At 34.7% G+C, this 24,950-nt stretch carries 29 protein-coding genes, 3 pseudogenes and 1 riboswitch; of the genes and pseudogenes, 22 read left to right on the forward strand and 10 right to left on the reverse strand.

Annotated elements, in window-relative coordinates; translation table 11 throughout:
- Positions 1 to 44: 44 nt before the first annotated feature.
- The 5 genes from ILT06_RS15180 to ILT06_RS15200 all read left to right on the forward strand — a co-directional run bounded on the left by ILT06_RS15180 (position 45) and on the right by ILT06_RS15200 (position 4,975).
- A complete protein-coding gene (locus ILT06_RS15180; RefSeq protein WP_222655250.1) occupies positions 45 to 860 on the forward strand; it encodes a DUF4430 domain-containing protein in 816 nt (271 codons plus the stop codon).
- A gap of 22 nt (positions 861 to 882) precedes the next feature.
- The gene (locus ILT06_RS15185) at positions 883 to 1,761 is read left to right on the forward strand and encodes an energy-coupling factor transporter transmembrane component T (protein ID WP_222655251.1); all 879 of its coding nucleotides are present in this window, start codon (positions 883 to 885) and stop codon (positions 1,759 to 1,761) included.
- Entirely contained in the window at positions 1,734 to 3,395 is a 1,662-nt protein-coding gene (locus tag ILT06_RS15190) for an ABC transporter ATP-binding protein (protein WP_064475848.1), read from the forward strand. Before ILT06_RS15185 ends, ILT06_RS15190 begins: the two co-directional genes overlap by 28 nt.
- On the forward strand, positions 3,368 to 4,069 hold the full coding sequence (locus ILT06_RS15195; protein WP_222655252.1) for an ECF transporter S component: 702 nt from the start codon (positions 3,368 to 3,370) through the stop codon (positions 4,067 to 4,069). The genes ILT06_RS15190 and ILT06_RS15195 overlap by 28 nt, the downstream gene beginning before the upstream one ends.
- 183 nt (positions 4,070 to 4,252) lie before the next feature.
- Positions 4,253 to 4,975, forward strand: a complete 723-nt coding sequence (locus ILT06_RS15200; protein WP_098653452.1) for a YwiC-like family protein — start codon at positions 4,253 to 4,255, stop codon at positions 4,973 to 4,975.
- Between the two features lie 32 nt (positions 4,976 to 5,007).
- Here the strand turns inward: ILT06_RS15200 and ILT06_RS15205 are convergent, their stop codons facing one another.
- Positions 5,008 to 5,199: a hypothetical protein gene (locus ILT06_RS15205; RefSeq protein ID WP_000545003.1), complete on the reverse strand. Its 192-nt coding sequence runs from the start codon at positions 5,197 to 5,199 to the stop codon at positions 5,008 to 5,010.
- 122 nt (positions 5,200 to 5,321) lie between these two features.
- Positions 5,322 to 5,420, forward strand: a riboswitch (SAM riboswitch).
- Positions 5,421 to 5,460: 40 nt separating this feature from the next.
- Here ILT06_RS15205 and ILT06_RS15210 point away from each other — a divergent pair.
- The 4 genes from ILT06_RS15210 (at position 5,461) to ILT06_RS15225 (ending at position 7,370) form a co-directional block, all read left to right on the forward strand.
- Positions 5,461 to 5,778, forward strand: a complete 318-nt coding sequence (locus ILT06_RS15210) for a hypothetical protein (protein ID WP_002096439.1) — start codon at positions 5,461 to 5,463, stop codon at positions 5,776 to 5,778.
- A gap of 205 nt (positions 5,779 to 5,983) precedes the next feature.
- Positions 5,984 to 6,421: an SWIM zinc finger family protein gene (locus ILT06_RS15215; RefSeq protein WP_222655253.1), complete on the forward strand. Its 438-nt coding sequence runs from the start codon at positions 5,984 to 5,986 to the stop codon at positions 6,419 to 6,421.
- Positions 6,422 to 6,444: 23 nt separating this feature from the next.
- Positions 6,445 to 7,020, forward strand: a complete 576-nt coding sequence (locus tag ILT06_RS15220; RefSeq protein ID WP_098653453.1) for an NAD(P)H-dependent oxidoreductase — start codon at positions 6,445 to 6,447, stop codon at positions 7,018 to 7,020.
- Positions 7,017 to 7,370: a group-specific protein gene (locus ILT06_RS15225; protein WP_141547156.1), complete on the forward strand. Its 354-nt coding sequence runs from the start codon at positions 7,017 to 7,019 to the stop codon at positions 7,368 to 7,370. The genes ILT06_RS15220 and ILT06_RS15225 overlap by 4 nt, the downstream gene beginning before the upstream one ends.
- Positions 7,371 to 7,398: 28 nt before the next feature.
- Here ILT06_RS15225 and ILT06_RS15230 read toward each other — a convergent pair.
- A pseudogene (locus tag ILT06_RS15230) lies at positions 7,399 to 7,690 on the reverse strand (TIGR00366 family protein); the annotation flags it as partial.
- Positions 7,691 to 8,111: 421 nt separating this feature from the next.
- On the opposite strand from ILT06_RS15230, the pseudogene ILT06_RS15235 reads away from it, so the two are divergent.
- The 3 genes and pseudogenes from ILT06_RS15235 to ILT06_RS15245 all read left to right on the forward strand — a co-directional run.
- A pseudogene (locus ILT06_RS15235) lies at positions 8,112 to 8,282 on the forward strand (SGNH/GDSL hydrolase family protein); the annotation flags it as partial.
- Between the two features lie 144 nt (positions 8,283 to 8,426).
- Positions 8,427 to 9,776: a short-chain fatty acid transporter gene (locus ILT06_RS15240; RefSeq protein WP_222655254.1), complete on the forward strand. Its 1,350-nt coding sequence runs from the start codon at positions 8,427 to 8,429 to the stop codon at positions 9,774 to 9,776.
- A gap of 898 nt (positions 9,777 to 10,674) precedes the next feature.
- The gene (locus ILT06_RS15245) at positions 10,675 to 11,424 is read left to right on the forward strand and encodes a DUF7225 domain-containing protein (protein WP_154131389.1); all 750 of its coding nucleotides are present in this window, start codon (positions 10,675 to 10,677) and stop codon (positions 11,422 to 11,424) included.
- Positions 11,425 to 11,449: 25 nt separating this feature from the next.
- Here ILT06_RS15245 and ILT06_RS15250 read toward each other — a convergent pair whose 3' ends face one another.
- Entirely contained in the window at positions 11,450 to 11,548 is a 99-nt protein-coding gene (locus tag ILT06_RS15250) for a YjcZ family sporulation protein (protein WP_081257294.1), read from the reverse strand.
- A gap of 43 nt (positions 11,549 to 11,591) precedes the next feature.
- On the opposite strand from ILT06_RS15250, the pseudogene ILT06_RS15255 reads away from it, so the two are divergent.
- Positions 11,592 to 11,834: pseudogene (locus ILT06_RS15255) on the forward strand (DUF5360 family protein); the annotation flags it as partial.
- A 164-nt stretch (positions 11,835 to 11,998) separates the two neighbouring features.
- Here ILT06_RS15255 and ILT06_RS15260 read toward each other — a convergent pair.
- Positions 11,999 to 12,544 (reverse strand): transcriptional regulator, encoded by a 546-nt coding sequence (locus ILT06_RS15260; protein WP_222655255.1) that lies wholly within the window; start codon positions 12,542 to 12,544, stop codon positions 11,999 to 12,001.
- A 127-nt stretch (positions 12,545 to 12,671) separates the two neighbouring features.
- Here ILT06_RS15260 and ILT06_RS15265 point away from each other — a divergent pair, with 127 nt between their 5' ends.
- From ILT06_RS15265 to ILT06_RS15275, 3 genes are read left to right on the forward strand one after another with little or no spacing between them, the layout of a single operon-like run.
- Positions 12,672 to 12,911, forward strand: coding sequence for a PLD nuclease N-terminal domain-containing protein (locus ILT06_RS15265; RefSeq protein ID WP_064475841.1), 240 nt, complete (start codon positions 12,672 to 12,674; stop codon positions 12,909 to 12,911).
- The gene (locus tag ILT06_RS15270; protein WP_064475840.1) at positions 12,908 to 13,813 is read left to right on the forward strand and encodes an ABC transporter ATP-binding protein; all 906 of its coding nucleotides are present in this window, start codon (positions 12,908 to 12,910) and stop codon (positions 13,811 to 13,813) included. Before ILT06_RS15265 ends, ILT06_RS15270 begins: the two co-directional genes overlap by 4 nt.
- The gene (locus ILT06_RS15275; RefSeq protein ID WP_088047155.1) at positions 13,810 to 14,598 is read left to right on the forward strand and encodes an ABC transporter permease; all 789 of its coding nucleotides are present in this window, start codon (positions 13,810 to 13,812) and stop codon (positions 14,596 to 14,598) included. The genes ILT06_RS15270 and ILT06_RS15275 overlap by 4 nt, the downstream gene beginning before the upstream one ends.
- Before the next feature lie 63 nt (positions 14,599 to 14,661).
- On the opposite strand, the gene ILT06_RS15280 is transcribed toward ILT06_RS15275, so the two are convergent.
- The 3 genes from ILT06_RS15280 to ILT06_RS15290 all read right to left on the reverse strand — a co-directional run bounded on the left by ILT06_RS15280 (position 14,662) and on the right by ILT06_RS15290 (position 17,656).
- On the reverse strand, positions 14,662 to 15,921 hold the full coding sequence (locus tag ILT06_RS15280) for a serine hydrolase domain-containing protein (RefSeq protein ID WP_088047156.1): 1,260 nt from the start codon (positions 15,919 to 15,921) through the stop codon (positions 14,662 to 14,664).
- Between the two features lie 103 nt (positions 15,922 to 16,024).
- Positions 16,025 to 17,224, reverse strand: a complete 1,200-nt coding sequence (locus ILT06_RS15285; RefSeq protein WP_001190340.1) for an MFS transporter — start codon at positions 17,222 to 17,224, stop codon at positions 16,025 to 16,027.
- A gap of 15 nt (positions 17,225 to 17,239) precedes the next feature.
- Positions 17,240 to 17,656 carry a MarR family winged helix-turn-helix transcriptional regulator gene (locus tag ILT06_RS15290; protein WP_064475837.1) on the reverse strand — a complete coding sequence of 139 codons (417 nt, stop codon included), beginning with the start codon at positions 17,654 to 17,656 and terminating at the stop codon, positions 17,240 to 17,242.
- A gap of 174 nt (positions 17,657 to 17,830) precedes the next feature.
- Between ILT06_RS15290 and phaZ the strand changes: the two genes are divergently transcribed.
- The 4 genes from phaZ (at position 17,831) to ILT06_RS15310 (ending at position 20,537) form a co-directional block, all read left to right on the forward strand.
- Complete coding sequence (gene phaZ, locus ILT06_RS15295; RefSeq protein ID WP_141669121.1) at positions 17,831 to 18,742, forward strand: intracellular short-chain-length polyhydroxyalkanoate depolymerase; 912 nt, start codon at positions 17,831 to 17,833, stop codon at positions 18,740 to 18,742.
- Positions 18,743 to 18,809: 67 nt separating this feature from the next.
- Positions 18,810 to 19,043 (forward strand): hypothetical protein, encoded by a 234-nt coding sequence (locus ILT06_RS15300; RefSeq protein WP_064475835.1) that lies wholly within the window; start codon positions 18,810 to 18,812, stop codon positions 19,041 to 19,043.
- 113 nt (positions 19,044 to 19,156) lie between these two features.
- Positions 19,157 to 20,353 carry an MFS transporter gene (locus ILT06_RS15305; RefSeq protein ID WP_064475834.1) on the forward strand — a complete coding sequence of 399 codons (1,197 nt, stop codon included), beginning with the start codon at positions 19,157 to 19,159 and terminating at the stop codon, positions 20,351 to 20,353.
- On the forward strand, positions 20,337 to 20,537 hold the full coding sequence (locus tag ILT06_RS15310) for an NETI motif-containing protein (RefSeq protein WP_064475833.1): 201 nt from the start codon (positions 20,337 to 20,339) through the stop codon (positions 20,535 to 20,537). Before ILT06_RS15305 ends, ILT06_RS15310 begins: the two co-directional genes overlap by 17 nt.
- A 101-nt stretch (positions 20,538 to 20,638) precedes the next feature.
- On the opposite strand, the gene ILT06_RS15315 is transcribed toward ILT06_RS15310, so the two are convergent.
- On the reverse strand, positions 20,639 to 21,049 hold the full coding sequence (locus ILT06_RS15315) for a DUF4279 domain-containing protein (protein ID WP_222655256.1): 411 nt from the start codon (positions 21,047 to 21,049) through the stop codon (positions 20,639 to 20,641).
- A 365-nt stretch (positions 21,050 to 21,414) separates the two neighbouring features.
- Between ILT06_RS15315 and ILT06_RS15320 the strand changes: the two genes are divergently transcribed.
- Complete coding sequence (locus ILT06_RS15320) at positions 21,415 to 21,873, forward strand: VOC family protein (RefSeq protein WP_103655728.1); 459 nt, start codon at positions 21,415 to 21,417, stop codon at positions 21,871 to 21,873.
- A gap of 128 nt (positions 21,874 to 22,001) precedes the next feature.
- Here ILT06_RS15320 and ILT06_RS15325 read toward each other — a convergent pair whose 3' ends face one another.
- Complete coding sequence (locus tag ILT06_RS15325) at positions 22,002 to 23,105, reverse strand: S-layer homology domain-containing protein (protein ID WP_222655257.1); 1,104 nt, start codon at positions 23,103 to 23,105, stop codon at positions 22,002 to 22,004.
- A gap of 502 nt (positions 23,106 to 23,607) precedes the next feature.
- Here ILT06_RS15325 and ILT06_RS15330 point away from each other — a divergent pair.
- Positions 23,608 to 23,940, forward strand: coding sequence for a DUF3895 domain-containing protein (locus ILT06_RS15330; protein ID WP_064475829.1), 333 nt, complete (start codon positions 23,608 to 23,610; stop codon positions 23,938 to 23,940).
- A gap of 98 nt (positions 23,941 to 24,038) precedes the next feature.
- On the opposite strand, the gene ILT06_RS15335 is transcribed toward ILT06_RS15330, so the two are convergent.
- The gene (locus ILT06_RS15335) at positions 24,039 to 24,746 is read right to left on the reverse strand and encodes a DNA alkylation repair protein (RefSeq protein ID WP_222655258.1); all 708 of its coding nucleotides are present in this window, start codon (positions 24,744 to 24,746) and stop codon (positions 24,039 to 24,041) included.
- Between the last annotated feature and the right edge of the window lie 204 nt (positions 24,747 to 24,950).

The following is a 24,950-nucleotide window of genomic DNA, read 5'->3' on the forward strand; positions in this document are numbered from 1 at the left end:
GCAATCATTTGCTCCTAATTTTATTATGAAAGGTGAGAGACAACATGAGTAAGATGAAGTGGTTTATTTCTTTAATGCTTTCACTTGGGCTACTTGCCGGATGTGAAGAGGCAGCTGTTAAGCCTGAGAAGAAAGTAGAACCAAAACAAGAAGAGGTAGCAAAACAAGAAGAGAAAAAAGATGAAGCGAAACCGGAAGAAAAACCGGAGGAAAAACAAGCTGAACAAGAACAAAATAAGCAAGAAGAACAGAAAGAGAAGCAAGAACAAAAAGTAGAAGAGAAGCCGAAAGAAGAAAAGACGCAGGCACAACCAGAAGTAAAAAAGGAAGAAAAACCTCAGGAACAGCCTGCTACTAAGCAGCCAGAGCAACAAAAAGCACAAGAAGAGAAACAACAGCAACAACCGAAAGCACCAGAAGTAAGAGAAGAAGCGAAGGTTGTGAATCAACCGAAAGAAACACCGAAACAGGAGCAAAAGAAAAATCCAGAAGAGAACAATAGTGTACCAACTCCGCCAACACCGGTACCACCACCAAACCCAGTACCACCAGAACCTAAAGCAAAACAAGTTACTATTTCCGTAAAAGGACATGAAGGATACATATTAGGCGCGAAAAAGGTTGATGTACAAGAAGGTGACACGGTCTATAATGTGCTAAAGAACACAGGATTAGAGCTTGATGTGATGGGTTCTAAAGGTGATATTTATGTAAAAGGTATTAATGATTTATATGAAAAAGATATTACTACTACTAGTGGGTGGAAATATCGTGTGAATGGTGCTTTTCCAAACTATAGTGCTGGTGTAGTAACAGTTAAACCAGGAGATACAATTGAGTGGGTGTTTGTATTAAAATAAGAAAGGCATTCGGTAAAGGGCTATGAAAATAAGTTTTTCTTCTTTACATCCTTTTGTGAATTTTTTCTATTATATCGGGGTGATGATACTATGTATGATGTGTCTTCATCCTCTTTTTTTAATTGGAGCAATTCTATTAATCGTTATAATTAATGTGATGCAAGGGAATAGCGAAAAGATAAGAAAGATGTTACCGAGCACAATTGTTTTCTTTTTTATGGTCATTTTATTTAATTCATTATTAACGCATAGAGGCCGAACTACGTTATTTTGGTTAGGGGATAGCCGTATTAAGCTTGAGTCAATTATGTATGGAGTAGTAATGGGGTTATTATTAGTTGCGATTATGTTTACGTTTGCTTCGTATAATGATATTATTTCGAGTCATAAATTTTTATATTTATTTTCTAGAATTTCACCGAAAGTAGTATTGTTAACGATGATTACAGTGAGGTTTGTTCCTTTGTTTATGAGGCGATTACAGAAAATAACACTCGTCCAAAAGACAAAAGGTGTACAAGTAGATGCAGGCTCAATTGTTGAACGGGTGAAAAACGGTATGCAATTGCTGCAAGTATTATTAATTTGTTCATTAGAAGATGCGCTGCAAACAGCAGATTCTATGCAAGCTCGTGGGTTTGGTGTAACGAAGCGTACGACATATATTCGGTATAGAATGGAAAGACGCGATTGGTATATGCTCAGTTATTTAAGTATTCTACTTATCATTGCTATTATATGTAGTACGTATGGCGGAGGAAAGTTAATCATTTATCCAAAAGTCGAGTCTATTCTATTTCAGCAATACGATGGAATGATGTTTGTCGTACTTACGATGTTTATTAGTTTACCAATTATAATGGAAGGAAGGGAATGGATATGGTGGCGCATGCAGAAATAAACAATTTATCATTTGTATATGCTGATGAAAACGAATATGCGTTACAGCATATTTCTCTTTCTATTCAAAAAGGAGAGTTTATTGCACTTGCTGGAGGGTCAGGTTCTGGAAAGACGACATTATTAAAACATTTTAAAAAGGAATTACTTCCAATTGGTACACGTTCAGGAGAAATTTTTTATGATGACGTTTTATTAGAGGAAGTACCGGATTTATTATCTGCGCAAGAAATTGGTATGGTATTTCAAAATCCAGAGAATCAGCTCGTAATGGATACGGTCATTCAAGAATTAGCATTTTCTTTAGAAAATATCGGGTTACCATCACAGATTATTCAAAAACGAATAGCAGAGCTCATTAGCTTTTTAGGGTTTCAAGATTTATTGCATCAATCTGTTCATACGTTATCTGGCGGGCAAAAGCAGCTTGTCAATTTAGCTGCGGTATTAGTTATGCAGCCGAAATTATTATTATTAGATGAACCAACGGCGCAGTTAGATCCAATCGCTGCGAAAGAGTTTTTAGGATTGTTAAAACGTATTAACGAAGAACTTGGAATTACGATCGTTTTAAGTGAACATCGTTTAGATGAAGTGATACCACTTGCAACACGCGTTATTTGTATGGATAACGGCCGCATCGTTTATGATGGCAGTCCTAAAACGGTTATAGCGAACATGTGGGAAGTTGAAAAGTTCCGTCCATTTATTCCGCAAATTCCAAGATTGTTTTTAGAATGGGACGTGGAAGATATTCCGTTTACAGTGCGAGAAGCACAAATGAAACTGAATAACTTTTCAGATATATCATATGTGAATGAGCCAATAGCACAAAGTGAAAAGCGAGAAGTCATTTTAAGCGCAGAGCATATTTCGTTCCAATATGAAAAAAATAGTCCGCTTATTTTACGAGATTTAACCGTATCGATTGAAAAAGGAAAATGGGTAGCTCTCGTTGGGAAAAATGGTACAGGTAAATCTACACTGTTAACGATTTTAGCGGGATTGCAAAAAGCGAGAAGAGGGAAAGTAAAGTGGAATGGGAAAGTGATACATAAAATTGATTCGAAAGAACGATTTAAAAGGATCGGGTATGTATCACAACATCCGTATTATCATTTTACATTTGATACAGTGTGGGAAGAAGTGTATGAACGTGCACGTGAGTTATATGGAGAACAAGGAAAAGAAATAGCAGAAGATATGCTAAAACAGTTTTGGTTACATTCGCTTAAAGAACGCCATCCGCATGATTGTAGCGGGGGAGAGCAACAACTACTTGCGTTATGTACAACGTTATTATCAAAGCCGACTTTATTGTTACTTGATGAACCGACAAAGGGATTAGATCCGTGGAAAAAAGAAAGAGTAGGAGAGCTATTTAGAAAGCTACAAAAAGAAGGTACAACAATTGTAATGGCAACGCATGATATTGAGTTTGCAGCGAAATACGTTGATCAATGCATGATGTTATTTGACGGAGCAGTTATTATGAATGATGCACCGAAGGAATTTTTTAGTGGAAACTTCTTTTATACAACATCTATCAATCGATTCATTCGAAAAGAATTGCCATATGCATTAACGTGGGAGGATGTGTACGAAGCGTGTCCAAACGATATGTTGCATTCATAATATGTATTTTTGCAGTAATAATAGGCACATTACTCTTTACTACACTTATCATGGACGGTTATTACATGTTAAGTAGTTTGTTTTTATTAGTTATTATTATGTTACCTTTCTATATCCGCTTTGAAAGAAAGGCTTTTGTTTCACGTGAAATTGTGCTCGTTGCTGTGTTAGCGGCAATTGCAGCAGTTAGCCGCGTGCCATTTTCGATATTGCCAAGTGTACAACCGACTTCATTTGTCATTATCGTTTCTGCAATTGTGTTTGGGAGTGAAACTGGTTTTATGATCGGTGCAACAGCGGCTATCGTATCTAACATCTTTTTAGGACAAGGTCCGTGGACGCCATGGCAAATGTTTTCCTGGGGTATGATTGGTTTTATAGCTGGATTCTTACGTAATACATTTTTAATGAGAAAGCTATGGGGAAGACTTCTATACGGATTGTTTGTTGGATTTTTATTTGGCTGGATTATGAACTTCTGGGGGCTTCTCGGTTTTATACAGGAAGCAACGTGGGAAACAGTTGTCGCGTACTATGTTGCAAGTTTTTATTTCGATTTGAGCCATGCGATTTCGAATGTTGTTTTCTTACTATTATTTAGTACGTCTTGGATTACGATTCTTACGAGATTCAAAAAGAAATTTGGCATATTAGATAAGCATAACATGGCATAGAAAAGCATACTCATATAAGGTAGGGTCGCGACTTACATATTCGTTTGCCTCTTTCATGCTTCTTACATATTGTAAGGAGCATTTTTTATTGTCAAAAAATAGTCCAATATATATCCGTTACTATATAAAATTATTTGTATAATAGTAGGTGAGAACTATTTTCAAAAGGGAGGTGTATAGTTAATGAAGTTAGTTATTCCGAAGCAACATGGTGCATGGGCCATGCTCGTTATACCATTTCTATTAAGTGTCATACTTGGGAAACCTACTATTTATCATATTCCATTGTTTTTAGCTTGGTTCTTTATCTATTTAGCTACGTATCCATTTCTTACGTACATAAAGCAAAAACGAAAAAAAGAGTTTTTACATGCAGCAATTGTATATTTTATCATCGCTTTCGTATTTGGGATGATTTCTCTATTATATGAATGGCGCATTCTTTTATTCGTAGCAGTAATGATTCCATTATTTATAGTAAATATGTATTACGCCCGTCAAAAGAATGAAAGAGCGTTACTAAATGACATTAGTGCGATTATTGTTTTTTGTATTGGTGGTTTAGTTAGTTATTATTTTTCAATGAAACTTATAGATAAAACAGCATTATTTATTGCGCTTATTTCATTTTTATATTTTTTAGGAAGTACATTTTATGTAAAAACGATGATTCGCGAGAAAAATAACCCGAAGTATCGCCGTATATCATGGGGGTATCATATTGTATTAACAATCATTGTATTTTCAATGAATCCGTGGTGTTCTCTTATTTTTATACCGAGTGTCATTCGAGCAATTATGTTGTATGGCAAAAAAATTTCTATTATAAAAGTAGGGGTTTTAGAAATTGCTAATTCTGTATATTTTTTAATTATAACGGCAATAATTATGAAGTATGCCATTTGAAAAAGCTTCCCACCTTATGATGGGAAGCTTTTTCAATCTTGTTCTAAAATATGAACCGTGTAATCACAGCGTTGAATAGCTTGTTCGATCGCATAAAGTGATTGTTCAATACGAGCGCGATTAAAATCTTTTTCAACAGTTTGTAGCGCTTCTTCTAAACAATGTTTTGCTTCTTGTAATGATTGAAAAGAATTTTGGACATATCCGCGAGCATTCTCGTGCATTTCATAATCCTCCTTGCATATTCATATATGTATAGTATGAACAGTAAGGAACAAAATATAATTTGTTATATTTATTTGACAATTAAAACGAAATTACGTATAGTAGGAATTAAGTGAATATTTTCTTATCCAGAGAGGTGGAGGGACTGGCCCGATGAAACCCAGCAACCGCGATGCAGGTGCTAATTCCAGCAGAACATATTTGTTCTGGGAGATAAGACGAAGATATATACGTAACTTCTTCTTATCGGAGAGGTTTTTTTGTTGCAAAAAAACCGATTACGAAAATTTATATTAAGAAGAAAGGGGTTGCGAAGTACTGTGACACTCGAAAAATACGTAAAACTGCGTAGTACAGTTTATGAATATATGATAGAGCAAGATAAGCCAATATCATTGTTAGATATTCAAGAACATATCGTTTCGCATCATGAAGGAAAATTCACGAAAAAGATGTTACATCAATTTTATTTATCAAGACTATTAGATGAACTGAAACTGGATGGGAAAATTACATTAGCTGATGAATATCTCTATACTGAAAAAGGGGTATTTTATAAGGCGGGAAAAGGGAGCTAAGCTCTCTTTTTTTTGAAGTATGTAGAGTAAAAGACTGCTTAAGCAGCCTGATACAAGGGAATGGTGTTGAGTGTGTAGTGTCAAAGATTGAATGTGCCTGAAAGAGGCACTTCATATCGGCTGCAAATGAAAAGAGACACCTCCGCCGAATAGGTGTCAGTCGTTTTGTCATATAGACTTGCTATTTGACAGTTATTAGAATAACATGCAGGGTTTTGGAAGTCAAAAGGGAATTAAAGGAAGAGGTGTTGTTATGTACGCTTACTTACTAAATGATATAACGAAATGGATTCCTAAGTACATTATGGATAAAGGTTATGAATATTATGAAGAAGGACATGTAGAAGATGTTGAAATACAAGAAAAGAAAATATTTGCTTTCGTTACTGGAAATGCAGGAAACTATGAAGTAATGATTGATCTTGAAAGTTTTACAGAAAGTAGTTGCGAGTGTCCATATGAAAATTATTGTAAGCATATGGCGGCGGTCGTTTATGATATTCAAGGTGCTGGTGAAAGTACGGTTAAAGAGAAGCTGAAAGGTTTAGAAAAGGAAGAGTTACTTACATTATTAAATTGTTTATTACAAAGTTCGAAAAACGTGCAAATTGTAGAGAAGATGTTAAAGAAGGGGAAACTTTAACTTATAGAGGGAGTTGTTATGAAGTGAATGTACTAATTGTATACGCTCATCCTAGTCCTTCCAGTTTTAACGCAGCGATATTAAAGTATGTGCAAAAAGGATTACAAGAAACAAATCATTCGGTTACGGTACTTGATTTATATAAGGAACAATTTGATCCAGTCCTTGTATTTAATGAAGAGAAGAAAAGACGTGATTTAGTAAATGAAGAAGAAACAGCTCGGTACAGAACGTTAGTAGAAGAAGCGGATACGCTTCTCTTTATATATCCGATATGGTGGTGGGGGATGCCTGCTATTTTAAAAGGGTTTATTGATCGCATTTTCGTAGCTGGTTTTGCTTATAAATATGAAGGAGCCCTGCCGAAAGGCTTATTGAAAGGGAAGAAGGCATGGGTAATTAATACGTTAGATTCACCGTTATGGTACGTTGCACTATTATATCGATCAGTAGATTGGATTATGATGAAGAGAGGCGTTTTACGTTTTTGCGGCATTCGCGATATAAAACGATCTGTTTTTCAATCTGTGAAAACGAGTAAAGTAGAGAAGCGGGAAAAGTGGCTATTACAAATAGAAGAAAAAGCTCGTTCATTATGAATGAAATGGAACGTATTATAAAGTGTTGCAATTATGATAATGAATTTTTTCGTACATATATTAATTGCTTAGTCCAATTGAAGAAATGTAGTGAAACGTTTCAACAAATTCAAATACAATTAAGAAATGATTACTTAATAAGAGGAATTTGTGAAAGAGAAGTGGATGAGGTAGTAAGAGGAAGTAAAGAGTATGAAGCGTATTTTCTTCCTAAAGCGTTACAATGGAATTTCCTTAAGAAAAATCCACATTTAATTGAAAAAGTATGTGAAGACTTTTTTGCATTTGAGGCGTTACATCTTACGGAGATAGAGTGGAAGAGGGTTATAAATTGCATGGGAAATAAATGATTTATTGTGTAAAAAAGCTAGTATAAAACTAGCTTTTTGTTTGAATAAATAAGAAACATAGACTAATGGATAAATTCTGCATATAGTAAGTTAACAACGCAAAATCCCATAATATCACGAGCACCTAAACCAGCTATCGCTAATGCCGGTAAAGCCCAGAATGGTTGAATCAAATTCGTCCAAGCATCGCCCCACGCAATTGCCATTGCTGTTTTTGCGGCAGGTACACCAAGTTCAGCGCCAGCTGGAATCATAATGGGTGCTTGCACAGCCCATTGACCGCCACCAGATGGAACGAAAATATTAACGATGCCAGCACTTTGAGTTTTTATAAAGAAAAGGCGCTATCCTCAAAGTACCTCCTCCTACTTAATCTATTCCTTCTATTAAAATTATAAATTGAAATACATTTTTTTATTAAGATAAGAAGCTGAATTAATACAATATCGTGATGAAATTTCTATATGTTGGTGAACTGGTTCCGTTAGCACTTGAATTTGAATTTCCTAGAAGGATTAGCGGTAGATTTGTATTGGCTGGTTCTGTTGGTAATTCGTTCCCTTGAGCAACTTGAACAGGGGGAGAAAACGGCTCTAAATGCGTATTGATTATCTGAAAGTTACGTCCGTTTGCGCTAACTTCGATAGACAACCATCCCTGAAGAATTGTAAATGGTTGTCCGCCAATTAGTATTGTTAATTTTGTTTTGAAATTGGTTATTCCTGTGGATTTAAAATAATAATGCCTGTAGTTAAAGAGTTAAAAAATGAAGCGAATTTAGGAAACTATTTCATTGTTGGATTAGATACAAATGGAGCCTTTACTACTGGGCAACTTGTTTCATTTATAAAGTTAATTGGAAATGAACATAAAATGATATTTATTAATACGAGGGTAACACGTCCGTGGGAATGAATCATCAATGAGAGGGTGAAAGTAACGGCATCTAAGTGTAACTCTAGTTGATTAGTATGCAGCAAGTGCAAAAGGATTTTATTTTCTTTTGTGGAATGTTATTTATATTTACCTTATTAAAGTTTAGAAAGGAGAATATTTATGAAACATTCCTTGTTGGAGACAAATCCAGAACCAGGAAAGAAAGAATCATTGCTTACACGATGTGCAAATGTATTTTCGAGATGGTCTCAGAAATATGTCCCAGATGCCTTTGTTATTGCTGTATTGCTAACTTTATTTACTTTCATTATAGCTTTATTGATGAATCCCTCAAATCCGTACAAAATCGTAAAATCTTGGGGGGATGGGTTTTGGACTTATTTAACATTTACAATGCAAATGGTATTATTAATGGTTACAGGGATGACGCTAGCTTCTGTCCCTTTTATTAATAGAGGCTTGCAGTCCGTTGCAAAGTTAGCCGATACACCCCAAAAGGCTTATACGATGACATTTTTGATCAGTGCAATTGCATACTATATTAATTGGGGACTAGCCGTAGTTGTGGGAGCGATCATTGCGAAGGAAGTAGCGAAAAAGAATCCGAATGCACATTTTCCATTACTTGTAGCTGCTGCTTACGCTCCGACAGCCTTATATAGCGCAGGTCTCTCCAGTTCTATTGGCCTGACAATTGCCACAAAGGATCATTTTCTTGTAGATATGATTGGAATTATTCCTACCTCACAAACAATTTTTAGTTACTCTACTTTAATTATTTTTTTCATTTTATTCATCACGATGCCAATTATTATTGTCCTTATGGCTCCAAAAAGTGGGATTATCAGCTATAAAGCAATCGAAACAGATACAAATTCTTTTGTAAAACCTCCTCAAAAGAATTTAACTGCTGCGGAAAAACTGGAATGGACACCGGTTCTAGGAATAGTATTAGGCGGAATTGGCACGTTGTATTGTGTTTATGAATTCATGAACAGCCATAGTTTAGATTTAAATATCATTAATTTGTTTTTCTTATCACTTGGTTTACTCTTGCATGGTTCTCTTGGCAACTTTGCGCAAGGATTCAAAGAATCTGCGCAATCCATTTCTCCAATTATCTTACAGTTTCCATTTTATGCGGGGATTATCGCTGTTTTAGGTAGTTCAGGATTGGGGAGCTCAATCATTCAATGGATGGCATCTATTGCGTCAAAGGATACATTTGATATATTTACATATTGGTCAGCGGGATTGGTGAACTTATTGGCACCATCTGGCGGGGGGCAATGGGCTTTGCAAGGGCCACTGCAGGTCCCTGTAGATCCGGCTACTATCGCTATGGCGGTAGGATGGGGGGACGCATGGACAAATTTAATTCAGCCGTTCTGGGCACTACCTCTTTTAGGAGTACTGGGATTGAAAATTAAAGATATTATGGGTTATTGTTTCATTCTCTGCATTTGGGTCGGGATTGTTACAAGTTTATTGATGTTATTTCTATATTAGTTTTCATAGGGATATACATTACTATCAAGTAATACCATTAAAATGAAAAAAAACGCTATTCTTTCTGTAAAAACATGAGGAGGGATAGTGTTTTTTTTGTTTTTTAGAAAGGATGATACATGCTAATTCATGGCCAATATCAAATTCATTCGTAAGCTGTTCTTTATCAAGCTGAATATGATAATTACCATCAACGCTATGGTTAAAACTATCCAAAATGGTATGGCAGAACCGGGAGTGTTGGAAGTACTACGAGAACAGTTGGGTATGATTAATAAGAGACAATAAAAAAATCCTCCTGGATGCAAGAGGATTTTTTTATAGGGAATAGTAAGGATGAGAGGAGGTGCATTACATATGGGAAAAGGTAGAAGTAATAATGCTGGTAAAAAGCAACCGAATTTCGATGATTCATCTAATTTCGCTAAACAAAGCCAACCGACAGAAAAGAAGAAGAAGTAAAAAAAGGATCTCTCTTTATCAAGAGAGATCCTTTTTTATATATTGACGTTTCAGCACAACATATCGATTGCTCAACCAAATAGTCATACATGCAAAGCTTAAACTCCTTCGAATGGAAGTCAATTTAATATTATTGTCCTGTTTTTTATAATGCTTCTTCACGTTTACCTTATTTAAAAAGCCAATATAAAAAAGACGCGTTTCCTAAATAAAAAGAGCTCTTAATGGAGTATTATCTTTATTTTTAATAAAATTCTCCAATTTATATTTTACTCTATTAGGCTATGAAATTTAAGTAATTAAATGTAAAATTTATATAGATGGTTATATAAAAAAGTTAAAAACATCGGTTACGTTATTCTACAATCGGGTCAAATTATAGAGTAAAGGTTGTACTATGGCTAAAAATATTGATAAGCATGAGGAGAGGATTACATTGACTATTTATGAGCAATTTATAGAGGCTCTTAAAGAAAAAATAGGCGATACTGTAACATTTGCAGAGATAAAGGACAGATTAATAACAAAATTTAATACGAAACCGGGGAGTATTAATCCTGCTGATTATTGTTATAACCGTTATAACAAAGGGAGAGTGTTTAATAAAAATCTGTTTATATATATAAATAAAAAAACTTATAGATATGTAGGTGAAAATTATCCTTATACAGGATTAGTTTTTCACAAACCTAAAGGGGCAGATTGTGAATCTGTTGTAGGTGAGTGGGATAATGGTAAACTTCTTTTTTATAAGGATAAGGATAAAATAGGAATCTCACAAATCAAAAAGTTATATGAGGCATACTTTGAAATGTTACGATTTGAGATGAATGTTCTTGGTTGTAAGGCGACTGAATTAAGGCATCTTATAGGTCGTCTAGGTGAATTTTTTTGTGTTCTTTACACAAATGGTGAGCTATCCAACGTGACTAATCAGCATGGATATGATGTCATTAAAGATGGGAGAAGAATAAGTGTTAAAACAACTGCCCAAGAAAAAGGGTTTATCACGATCAATCAAAATACATTTGACCAATTTGATGACTTCTTTGTAGTTCAGTATAAAGATGATGATTTGAAAGTATTATTTTATGGGCCAAAGGAAGAACTTTCGGCGCTTAGACCATATGGGAATAATTATGAGGTCGATATACATTCTTTAAAGAGAATAGAAAAGACACTATGATAAGAGTGTCTTTTCTTATAGTTTTTTAGCAGAAGCAAGCAGCTCCGACGATGATTAATAAAATAAACAATACAACTAATAAAGTAAAACCTTCAGTAAAATCGCAACTACCACCAAATCCCATAATAGTTCCTCCTTTAATAAGAGGGAACAACAGGGGTATGCTCATGTATTTACATTCTAAACAAAAACATATTTGGAGCCACTTTGCATTCTTATCATTAATTTTAACTTTTTGTTCAGGATTACAAGCTCTAGCATTTTGGACAATCCGTTTAGATTCCGATATTTCTTGGTGGATTCCTAATTTATATTTATTAGTTTACCCATGCTTCTTTTTTAAAAGTGTTTGGAGAGAGTGTGGATGGTATGAGAGTAACATGAAAAAAGAAAGAAAAGAGTTCATTTAATAAAAGAAAGACAAGGGCTTTAAGCACATTCGAATTCTAAATCAGTTTTTTCGCTAGCCTTACAGCAGAAGTTAAAACAGAAGCTAAACAATTTTTGAAATGAAGATAGCCGATGTTTCCTTAACATAGGAAACATCGGCTTGTATTATTTATATTGAGTTAGTTTACGTTTCTGGAATAATTGTAATAGCGACAGTCCGAACCGGAGCCTCTATTTCGTTGTCTTTACTTTGGTTATTATAGTACTTAATCATTAATTCGTTAAGTTCGTTTTGAAATTTTCCAAAGTGTTCTTCATCGAGCTTTAATTCCACAACAGAAAAAGTAGCCTTATCTTCTTGACTGTTTTGTTCCTCTAATTTCTTAAGGTAACTTTGATATTGTGTCATAAGTGATAACTGGTAATAAGAAATGTAGTTTAACTTGTCATCATCAGATAATCCTTTCCACTCACTTCCTTCAATTTTTGCATCTTCTTCATTGATTGCGTAATATTTTTCAGAAACAGATTTTACCTTTTTTTCGTTAATTACATGGACAATACCAGAATCAACCATAGTTTGTAGCTGTCTATATAGTGTTGCTTGTGGTACATTTTTAATGATTTTTACCATTTCTAATGGTGTTAGTCCATCTTTTTTATTTCTCATTAATACTTGGCAAATCTTCATTCTTACTGGATGCATTAAGATTTCAACTTTATTACTCACTATATATCACCTTATTCATTATTTATTCTCATTATAAATAATGAGAATAATGTTTGCAATGCATCTGCTCTTGATTTATCATTATTATTATCAATAATGATAATGAGTTTAGGAAGGAATGATAAAAATGCAACTACATTATGGATGGAATGATCTTAAAGACATGGATATTATGGCGTTTCTCCCGATAATATTGCCGGTTATTGCAGTGGGGGCACTTTTAGTTTTCATTGCATTAATTGATTTATATCGAAATAGAAAAACAAGAAAAAATGTATTTGCATGGACGCTAATTATTATCTTTGTTAACGTATTGGGACCTATTCTGTACTTTGTTATAGGGAGAAAGGACGGTGAGAAATTATGAAATTAGAGATTAGAAATGTAACAAAATCATTTAAAGGAAAAATTGCTGTCAATACTTTCTCGATGGAACTGCAATCAGGGGAATGTGTAGGGTTAATCGGACCAAATGGGGCAGGGAAATCTACATTAATAAAAGTGATTTCAGATATTATTAATCCAGATGTTGGTGAAGTGTTATTGAATGGGGTAAAAATATCAAAAATGAAAAGGGAAATTGGCTACTTACCGCAGTACCCTAATTTCTTTCATTGGATGACGGCGCGAGAAACCCTAATGTTTATGGGGCAACTTTCAGGGATGAAAAAAGAAGCATTGTCAAAGTCGATACCAAAAATTTTGGAGAAAGTTGGATTAAGTGGGGCAGATGGTTCAAAGGTGAGTACCTTTTCTGGGGGAATGAAACAGAGACTTGGTATTGCACAAGCATTATTACATAAGCCTTCGCTTATTGTCATGGATGAACCAGTATCTGCATTAGATCCAATTGGCAGAAGGGAAGTATTAAATCTCATTGAAGAAATAAAAAAAGATACAACCATTTTATTATCAACCCATATATTAAGTGATGCAGAAGAAATCTGTGAACGATTTGTCATGATTAAAGATGGTACAAAAATAGAAGATACAACAATTACTCAGCTTTTACACCGTAATAGCGAAAATAAGTTAATCATTGAAATCACAGCTAAAGATCGAAAGTGGATTGACGTTGTAAAAAAGTTGCCCTATGTGAAGGACGTAGAAGTGATTGGGCTTAAAGTCAAAGTGAAGGTTGAAAGTATCGAAATGAATAAAAATATGTTACTGCAAAATGCACTCGAGCATAAAGTGGACATCGTTAAATTTGAAATAAACAACGATACTTTAGAAGAAATTTTCTTGAAATTGGTGGTGCAAAAATGAATAATCTAATGGTGTTGATAAAAAAAGAATGTGTTCAAATGATACGTGATTTTAAGATGATTTGGCTACCAATTGTTTTTATATTTTTAGGGGCAACACAGCCAATAGTAACGCATTACTTGCCATCCATTTTAGGATCATTAGGTGGAGGGCAGGGGATTACCATCGATCCGAGTATGACAGCACAACAAGGAGGCGAAGTACTAGCAAGTACTTTGGGGTCTCAGTTTGATCAGCTCGGACTTATGATTCTAGTAATTTCTATGATGGGTGCCATTCAAACAGATAAAGCCAACGGTATGTTGGCCTTTATTTTAACAAGACCTGTTACGGTTACTTCATATATAGCGGGGAAAATAGTATCAAATTATGTAATAGTAGCGTTCAGTGTAATGATTGGGTACTTTACTTCTTATCTATATATAAACTACCTTTTTACTGCTGTTCCGTTTTTGCACATGATTACTGGATTACTATTTTATTTAATTTGGGTTCTTTTTATCGTATCTTTCACAATAATGATAAGTGCTATTTTTCAAACTCAAGGTATTATTGCGCTAATTTCAATTATTTTTCTTTTAGCTTGTAGAATAATTGTCGGTTTGAATCCAATAATAGATCAGGTTAATCCAGCCAGTATGAGTAAACATGCAATGGAAATGTTAGTCACGGGGGGAGTGAATGCAACCGCAGTGGTCAATGTACTACTAACGATTATTTGGATCTTATTGACACTCTTCTTAACAAATTATTGGATTGTTAATAAAAAATTCACGTATGAATAAGAAAAGAATAATCGTGATGAGGAGATTTATTAAAATAAACACCCCAATAAGAAAAAGCTTCCACTACTGTGGAAGCTTCTCTAAATGATGTGCAATATCAATATACATATTTGAGTAAACTGAATGTATTTCATTACTTGGCGTAGCGTTAGAAGAGAAGTGGACAATGACCATATTTGCTTTCGGATCGATGTAAAGTGTTTGTCCGTAACTGCCTAACACTTCGAAAGCACCTTGTTCATTGTGCGGAATCCACCATTGATTATGATAAGAAATGGAAGCTCCAGGGCCAACTGCAAGTTCACCTTCTTGGACATTTTTTATATCTTCAGTAATAGAAGAAGGGAGAATTTGTTTTCCGTTATATTCCCCGTTGTTTAATAGTAATTGCCCGAATCTAGCCATATCTCTAGCAGTTGCATTTAAACCAGCGCTAGCTTGTTCAACTTTTGTTTCATCGGTGACGTAATAAGCATTTTCTTTCATACCAATTTGAGACCATATGCGCTCGCTAACATTATCCGCTAATGATTTACCAGTGATCGTTCGAATAACCCAAGCGAGTGTTTCCGCTGATCCGTTATCGTAAGAAAAATCGGAACCAGGCGATGCAGTTTCTTCTGCTTCTCGTAACATATCATAAATTTTCATCGGACCGTCGTAGTTTTTACCTCTAGGTAAAATATTGCTCGCTAAATATAGTTGTGCATCTTGATTTTCTAACGCTGGATGTTCGTATCCGTGAGTAGGATATTCTACAGAAACTTGCATGTCCATTAATTGCTGAAGTGTGGCATTACCGAACGGTGTATTTTTTAATTCTTTTATATATGCGTCAGCTGTTTTTTCTAAGTCAATACGATTTTCTTCAGCGAGAGATTGTATAATTGCACCAGTAAAGACCTTCGCTAATGATGCCATGCCATGAGGTTCACTCTCGTTATATCCATTGAAATATCGTTCATAAACAAGTTGTCCATTGTGTACCACGACAAAAGCATCCGTTTTGTTATCGTCTAAAAGTTTTTTTAGAGGAGTTGTATTTCCAAATCTACGCTCCACAGCAAAATCGTCTAAGTTTTGCGATGTGGTAGAGAAATTAGAAACGTGATCCGGGTTATGTTTTACCTCGTTAATTAAAGTGAATTCTTTCATATGTGTGTACGACCAACGTAAGTACGGATCATCTAACCAATTTTTCTTCGTCACGTTATTTTTCGATGGGATTGTTTTATTATGTTTGAAGTATGTAAAACCGAGCCCTGTAATTACAAATATAAATGTAATTATGAGTAAGTGTAGGGGAGATTTTTTAAGTTTCATATCGGTCCCTCCTTTTTATTTCTATTATTATAAGTATACGCTTCTAGTGAAAGAAATACAAAATAAGGAAAGTAAACTTCCCCGTTTACTTTCCTTATTCGTGTTAAGCGGAAACTTTTCCGTCTGTATGTTGTTTCTTGAATTTTTGTTTTCGTCCGTGTAATCCATAATAGAGAAGTAAAGTGAAAGCAACGATAATAGCTGCGATAAAATACATATTATGGTAACTTGATTTCGCTGCGACGATACCTAAAATGAAAGAACCAAAACCGAGACCACTATCAAAGAATGAGAAGTACGTAGCTGTCGCAGAACCACGTCGATGGTTTGCAGCGGCAGAGATCGCAATCGTTTGGAAACTTGGAATTAATGTTCCGTAACCTAAACCGATTAACATACCTGCGCCAAGGAACCAAAACGGAGTTTGTGCTTGACTTAAAATGAACATCCCAATTGTGAAAATAATAATAGCTGGGTAAACAAGTACATTTTCACCGAAGCGATCAAAAATCTTTCCTGTAAATGGACGAGAAATTACAACAACGAGTGCGTATACAATAAAGAAGTAACTAGCAACTTCTCCTAAACCGATTTCTTTCGCATAAATAGGAATAAAGGATAAAATACCACTATAAGAAAAGGCTAAAACAAATCCTGTCAGAGCAATCGGAATAGAGGATGGTTCAATTAAGTCTTTCCATTTCATTTTTTCTCGTTTTTGTTTGCTCACTGGTACTTCATGCGGAATATTTACAAGTAGTCCTAATAAAAATGCAAGTAATGAAAATACGGAACAAACGATAAATAGTACAGTAAATGAAAAATGAGAAATAATTGTTAAACCTAAAAAAGGACCAATTACCATAGGCAGACTCATGAATACGCCGAAATATGCAAGTGCTTCGCCTCGTCTATGAGCTGGCGCAACATCAGTTACAATTGTTCCTGTGGCTGTTGTTGCCATACCGAACCCAATACCATGTAAGAAGCGAAGGGCAAGTAATAAAAATAAACTTTGTGCACCGAAATACATAACGGTAGCAGCTAAAAATAATGAAAGTGAAATAAATAAAATTTTCTTTCTCCCTAATTCATCGAGCCATTTTCCTGTAAATGGTCTACATAAAACAGATGAAATAAGAAAAACAGTTGCAACTAAACCAATTTCCTCAGGTTTTCCTTTTAGGCCGTCTATTACATAGACAGGCAGAGTAGTCATAAGCATATAGAATGTTAAGAAGAGAAATAGACTACTAAAACAAGTTCCGAGGAAATCCTTTGTCCAAAGTTTCTCACTTTGCATCGTCATCCCTCCAATTTAATCTAAATTTTTAATGATTTTTTGTAACACTTCAAATGCTTGATGTAAATCATCTTCGTTAATATCTTCTAGTGTTTTTTCTTCGAAAGTATCAACTTCTTCTTGCCATACCGGAATCATTTTTATCGCTGTTTCTGATAAAGAAATGAGCTTCTCACGACGATCTTTTCCTTCTGTACGAATAATCCAACCCATCGTTTCCATACGTGTTAACGTACGAGTCATCGTTGGTGATTCAACATTTAAGTATTGGCACAATTCTGTTTGCGTACAAGAACCGGTTTGATTAATGCGGAAAATAACAGCCCATTGCGCACTGAATAGCCCAGTTGGAGATACGCGTTCATTAAATTTCTTTGTGAATTTTCGAGAAGTCTGGCTGACAATGTGAAAAAAATGTTGTTTTTCGTCCATGTATTTTGATCCTTTCAAATTAGTTACCTAGCTAACTATATACTTTTTTATTATAATTGTCTAGTAATAGACATGTTGAGTTATGTAAAAATTTCGTATAGGCTTTATGTTGAGAACGTACATTCTGTATGTTATTCTTTAAGTAAGTAAAGAATTTTCTTTCTATTAATTAGAATGGGGGAACTTGTGATGATTAAGCCTGCAACAATGGAGTTTGTTTCACTATCGAACGGAGAAACGATTGCGTATCAGGAAGTTGGAAGGCAAAATACAGAAATTCTTGTACTCATTCACGGAAACATGACATCGTCACAACATTGGGATTTAGTAATTGAAAAGCTGCAAGATCGATACCATATTTACGCTCTTGATTTAAGAGGATTTGGTCAATCAACATATAATCAATCGATAGATTCATTACAAGACTTTGCAAGAGATGTAAAACTATTTATCGATCAATTAAAACTAGAGAAATTTTCATTAATGGGCTGGTCAATGGGCGGTGGTGTTGCGATGCAATTTACAGCGAATCATCCAACATTTGTTGAAAAGTTAATTTTAGTAGAATCAGTAGGCATGAAGGGATATCCAATTTTTAAAAAAGATATAAACGGGCAGCCAATCGTATCAAGTTTAGTAAAGACGAAAGAAGAGGTTGCACAAGATCCCGTACAAATTGCTCCAGTGCTAGATGCGATAAAAAATATGAATAAATTATATTACCGTACAGTATGGAATCTATTAATATATACACATAATCAACCTGAACCGGACCGTTATGACAAGTATTTAGACGATATGTTAACGCAGCGTAATTTCGTAGATGTGAATTATGCGCTCATTACATTTAATATTTCGGATGAACATAACGGAGTTGTAGAGGGAAATAAAGAAATTCATCATATTAAAGCTCCGACACTCGTCATACAAGGTGACAGAGATTACGTCGTACCGCAAGTAGTCGGTGAGGAATTAGCAAAACATTTGCCAAATGCAGAGTTAAAAGTGTTAGAGGATTGCGGTCATTCGCCTTTTATTGATTGTTTAGATGTATTTATAAAACATGTAGAAGATTGGTTAGAATAGAAATAATCCCCGAAATGAGAAGTGTTGCATATACTATAACATTTGTATGTATAAGGGGAGAGAGTCAATGCATAATCCGCTTTTAATATATCATTCTCCATATAACCATCACCAACATATAAAATTTATTATTGATCCGATGTATATGCAAGTTTCACCATCTGTAGTTCCATTACAAATGCAATACCCGCAGCCACCAATTGCTAGTGCACAGCAATACTTATATGGCTCATCATTTTATGGAAATCCATATTTCAAGCACTTTCACCACAATGTGAAAGCGCAAGTATGGGAAGGATAAGAAGCTAAAAGATTCATTCTTTTAGCTTCTTTTTTATTGCGAATATTCGTACACGCATTTGAAGAAACAGTTTATAATAAAAGGTGGACAGCGTGAGAAGGAGAGGGAAAGGGATGTCAATGCGTTTTACATTTTGGATTATGGTTGGAATTGTAGCAATCTCGGGTTTGTCACAAGGGATGCTCTTACCTGCCATTGCAATGATTTTTGAACAAGAAGGGGTTAGTTCAAGTATTAACGGTATTCATGCGACGGCATTATACATTGGGATATTAGTTATTTCACCGTTTCTTGAAAAACCGATGCAAAAGTTTGGAATGAAGCCAATTATCGTTATTGGTGGGTTTCTCGTTATTATTTCATTATTCTTTTTTACACAAACTTTTTCATTTTGGGTATGGTTTATTCTTAGATTTCTAGTTGGAGTCGGAGATCATATGCTTCATGTCGGAACACAAACATGGATTACGACAACATCAGACCCGAGTAAAATTGGTAGACAAGTATCGATATACGGTGTATTCTTCGGAATTGGTTTTGCGGTTGGTCCGTATTTAGCAAGCACTGTGCAGTACGGTCTTGCAACGCCATTTATTATATCTACGATACTTTGCTTAATAGGTTGGCTTTTATTACTCCCAACGAAAAATGCATTCCCGGCGCAAGATGAAAGAGAAGTGAAGGGTGAATCATCATTTTCTCGTTATAAACAAGTTGTTGGATTAGGATGGATTGCATTACTAGGACCGCTTGCATATGGTGTACTGGAAGCGATGTTAAATAGTAACTTACCAGTATACGCGCTTCGTAAAGGATGGTCTGTTTCAGATGTATCCTTCTTATTACCAGCGTTCGCAGTTGGGGGCATTATTACACAAATTCCACTCGGTATATTAAGTGATAAATACGGAAGAGATCGTATTTTAACGTGGACGTTCAGCGTAAGTACGGGAATTTTCCTACTTACAGCAGTATTTGATCAATATTACTGGATCGTTTTTGTCTGTATGCTGTTAGCTGGTATGGTCATTGGATCGTGTTTCTCATTAGGTCTTGGATTTATGACAGATTTATTACCGAGGCACTTACTACCAGCAGGTAATATATTATCTGGAATCGCCTTTAGTTTAGGTAGTATTATGGGACCTGTATTAGGAGGCGTATTTATAGAAAAAATACAGTATACAAGCTTTTTTATTGCGGTTATGATTATAATGGGAATTCTCGCAATGGTATATATGGTCTACATGAAGAATCAATTCGCATCAAGAAAAATAGAAAGTAGGTTAGGGCATGACAAAACAACCTAATAAAAAGAAATTTGAAGTACTCGAAAACGAAACAATTACAGACTGCTTAGCACGTATGGAACGAGAAGGCTATGCGCCATCACGTCGCATGGAAGAGCCAATCTTTCATGAAGTGAAGAAAAACGGCAAAACAGAAGTTGAACCGTGCGGTAGGAAAATTGTTTTTGAGGGAAAATTGAAGTAATAAGTTATATAAAAAGAATGTGCTTTTGGGTACAAGCAAGATAAAACATATAGTCACATAAAAAACGCTGTTGATTCCAATATCAATAGCGTTTTTTATTGTTACAAAATATACAGGTCAAAATGAATTTCTGCTTGAATGGAACTAGCAAAATCAATTATATCTTTTTGTAAATACATCGCGGGTGATTCGTTATTCTCCACTTGAATTACTATCATAAGAAGAAACTCTAAACTATATTTCTTCTTAAGATGTTTTAATTGTTCTGTTTTTCTTTCAAGGGATTTTAGAATAACATGCAACTGATTATTTATATCGTATGATTCTTCGTATCCAGTGCTTAAAGTCCAATCCGTCTCTTTTCTATATATGATTTTGGTGGATACAAGATTCGGAGTATCACGTCTTGCAACAACATCACCTTTTTTATAAGTTCTTGTAGGCTCGATACTTAGGGCGTCAGTAATTGCTTCAACAGGGAATATATCACCCGTTGCACTAAAATAAGCCATAACTTTGGTTTTATCCAGAATGGTTCCTCCTCTATTATTAAGATGTTAATCTTATTACATTATAAAAATTTATGAATGTAAATAGAATTTTTATCCTGCTATTTGTGGGCAGCAAAGCTTCTAATGAGAGGAAAGTAGGTGAGAGCCAATTGTCCATAAAAGCATGATTAGTGTGTGGGAATAAAACCTCACTAGTTTCATTGTATTGAATTCCGGTGTTGGGATATTAGCGAAAGCTGGATATCTATACCTTTGTAGGAAAGAACAATTATACAAAAGTAGGATGCTTAAAAATATATTAATTTGTATGATAAAAACAAAACATATTTTTAAAAATCAGAATGTAGGGGAGGGGGAAATATATAATGATACAAAGCATATATGAAACACATTTACATGCAAGGAATTTAGAAAAGGCGATAGATTTCTATCAAAATAAGTTAGGCTTAACAGTAGCAAAAAGACTATCGAAAAGACGAGTTGCATTCTTTTGGATAGGAGAAAGTAAAGAGCAAATGCTCGGGTTATGGGAAATGCATACGAATGAAGAGTTTGAGACGAAACACTTCGCCTTTCGTGTAGATTTAGAGTTTTTAAATGCTTCAAAATTATGGTTAGAGAAACGTGGAATAAAGGTAGTAGGGAGTCAGGGAAAAGGAAATCGAGAACCGATTGTCCAAAGATGGATGCCAGCTGCAAGCGTATATTTTCTAGATTGTGATGGAAATAAATTAGAGTTTATTTCCATGTTATATGATGATCCAGATGAATTAGAATATGCAACGTATTTAAGTGAATGGGATGCTGAGCATCAAGAAAAATAAAGTTTAATCAGTGGGAGCTTTATAGATTTGTACTATGTAAAATAGATAGGAATACAAAAAGATCCCTCAAGAAAAAGCGTGTTCTTGAAGGATCTTTTTATACTTTATATATTTATATTGTTTGTAACTTAATAACGATCTTCAGCTTTAGATATTTCAGCGCGTTGAATATAACCATCAGAGAAGCTGAAATAAAGAGAATAGCTTCCTCGATTATATATAAAGCCTTCACTAGTCATATCCTCACCGATTCCATCTGGTTCACCAAACCACTCTTTTAATTCGTTGATAGAGATATCCATTTTCACCCATATATATCTAGCGTCTGAAGGGTACATATCAATATTATAATCTCCGTATACCGCTGTATTAGGGGCATCACATTCTGTACATGGTGCTTGCTTCCAAACATCAGGCGCTCCAAATTCTTTTTTTACCTCAGATATATCTTTACCTAGTGCATCTAATTTAAATGGACCAAACGTCCCATTCTGTAAAGCTGTTGTTAACATTTGTTTCAGTTCTTCTTTTGAGTTGATGTTGAAATTATAAGATCTGTTCTTGGCTATTGCATTATAGAAAAATTGTGCGTATTGCTCACGCTTCACAATCATGTTGCCATTAAAATTACCTGATTCGTCACCTTGTGCTATACGGTTACTACGCACTGCATTTACAGATTCATAGGCCCAATGACCTTTTGGTACATCTTTAAAGCTCCCTTGTCCTTTTGATTCTAGATGAAATGCTTTTTGTAACACTACTGCCATCTCATACCGAGTTAATACATCATCTGGACGAAATGTACCTGATCCATCACCTGTCATAATTCCAGCTTGCGCAATGGCTTTAATATCCTTTTCAAACATATGATTTGTAATGTCACTAAACATATTCGCCTGTTTATCGTCTGCTATTAAACCTAAATGTCGATTGACTAAAGAAGCTACCTGTCCTCTAGTAACATTGTCCCCAAAACCAAATTTCTCATTTCCGTATCCCTTATAAATCCCTGCTGATGCTAAGTAATCAATAGCAATTTTTGACCAGTGGTCCTTTGGTACATCTGTAAATACAGTGTCATTATTGCTAACTACCTTATAGCTATTTGCATTACCATTTGTTTTCGTAGTTGTTTCTGCATTTACTGTGCCTACCATCGTTGTAGTTGCTAGTGCTGCGGTTAGTACGAATCCAAAAAACTTTTTAACTTTACTTGTTTTTCTGCTCATTTGTGTGCCCCCTTGTTAAAGTAAACGTATTGAATAACCTTAGTAAACATTTAATATACTTAAATGTTTACATCGAGATTATAACATATAAATGATAAATGTTTACCATAAATTTCTATGGAATAAATATCTATTTTGCTAATCTGCATGAAACTTAATCATAGTATCTATAAATATTCATCTCTATTTAAAAATGGTATATAGAGTGAAATGTAAAGTAACTCAAAAATATACAATAAAAGTTGATTTTGAAGTTATTTCTATAAATCCATTCAACGAAATTATTTAAATCCCTTTTCGCTATTTGTGAACAGTAAAACGTTCCTTTTTTCAATCTACGATAGAAGATAGAACATATATTTGGTATAATCAAAACATACTATATGAAACGATGTACATGAGTTTGATATTTATGTAATAAAGTAAGGAATACATAACAATAACTACGCTATAGGATTCAGTTCATGTTATACAAATCGATCGTTAGAAAGGAAAAGAAGTAATGAATCAAATTTCATTTGAAGATTTATTTGAAGAAGAAAACGAGAAAGGAAAGGTGGAGGTGACTGAAATACCAGTACCTTTATCACCACTGCAAAAAGATATATTGGAATTAATGGATTCTGAAGAAATAAGTGCACTTGAGCTATGTGAACAATTAATACGAGCTGGAAAAATATCAGATGAAAGATTCACAACGAATAAGCCTAAAGCATATGGAGAAGTATGCTTACTATTAGAAGGTTTTGTTAAAGAAGGAAAGCTTATTTTTGTCAAAAGTGATGAGAAAAGAGATAGGGTTTATAAATTGAATGAAGAAATGTTTAACGCATAAGGTGTACAAGAGGGGATGAATAATTTCCAGGGGAAGTTCATTCGTTTTTCTCATCAAAAAGGTGTCAATCTTGCTTAGATTGACACCTTTTTGATCATTTAACATCTAACATACTTACGTTTGAAACCAAGTCTTCCTCTATCAAGTTCTTTCTGAATACTTTCTGTAGCATTTAGCAAACTGCTCTTTTTATTTTCACGTTTTACTTCGACTATACCAACTTCTTTTGCGATTTCGACTGCCTTTTCGTGTAGTGGCACATATGAAATCGCTACTGTGTTTAGAAAAGTATTCATAGCGGATTTTGTTCGTTCTGGCGAATCATGAATCGTATTTTTCACCATTTCAAGCATATTGGAAATTTTGCTTTCGGAAAATTCATTGTCTTTACGATTGCCTAAAAGCCAGCAGTAGCAACTCCAGCCTGCAGACATTCGTAGCTCGTCTCCACTTGCAATCCATGTATCAGCAACGTCTTGTGCTATATTTGACTCTGATAAAGTTACTGCTACAACATAATCAGATAGCATATAAAAATACGCCCCATCCATCCACCGATTAAAATCCGATTCACTCATAGCTTTTGGATCGGCAATAATGCCTGCAAAGTACATAGCATCGTAGTTGCCTGTGGCATAAAGTTCTTCAGCTAATTCTTGATTTAATTTTATTTTTTTAGCGATTGGTTTCATAGCACCTATGGCTACGCCGAAAACTGGCTCGTGTGCGCCGTTAGATATGTATATTTTTTTTGTTCTTTCTTTACCAAGGGCCTCAAGCTCTTGCATAACTGTATTAAAATCCATTGCTGTGCACTTCCTTCCTTAATATAAAGACCATTTTAACTGCGAACAACTAGCCTATATTTTTTATCATGTCTTCCATACATCTCAATTTTAAGTCTTATGTGAGTAGGATGTCCACTTTGTGTAATTTATCGATAATTTAGTTAGTTGTTTATTGTTGTGAAGATACAACATGAAGATAAAAGGGGGGAGAAACAATATGGA

It is taken from the genome of Bacillus sp. 17RED48, assembly GCF_019837545.1.
Classification (GTDB): Bacteria; Bacillota; Bacilli; order Bacillales; family Bacillaceae_G; genus Bacillus_A; species Bacillus_A wiedmannii.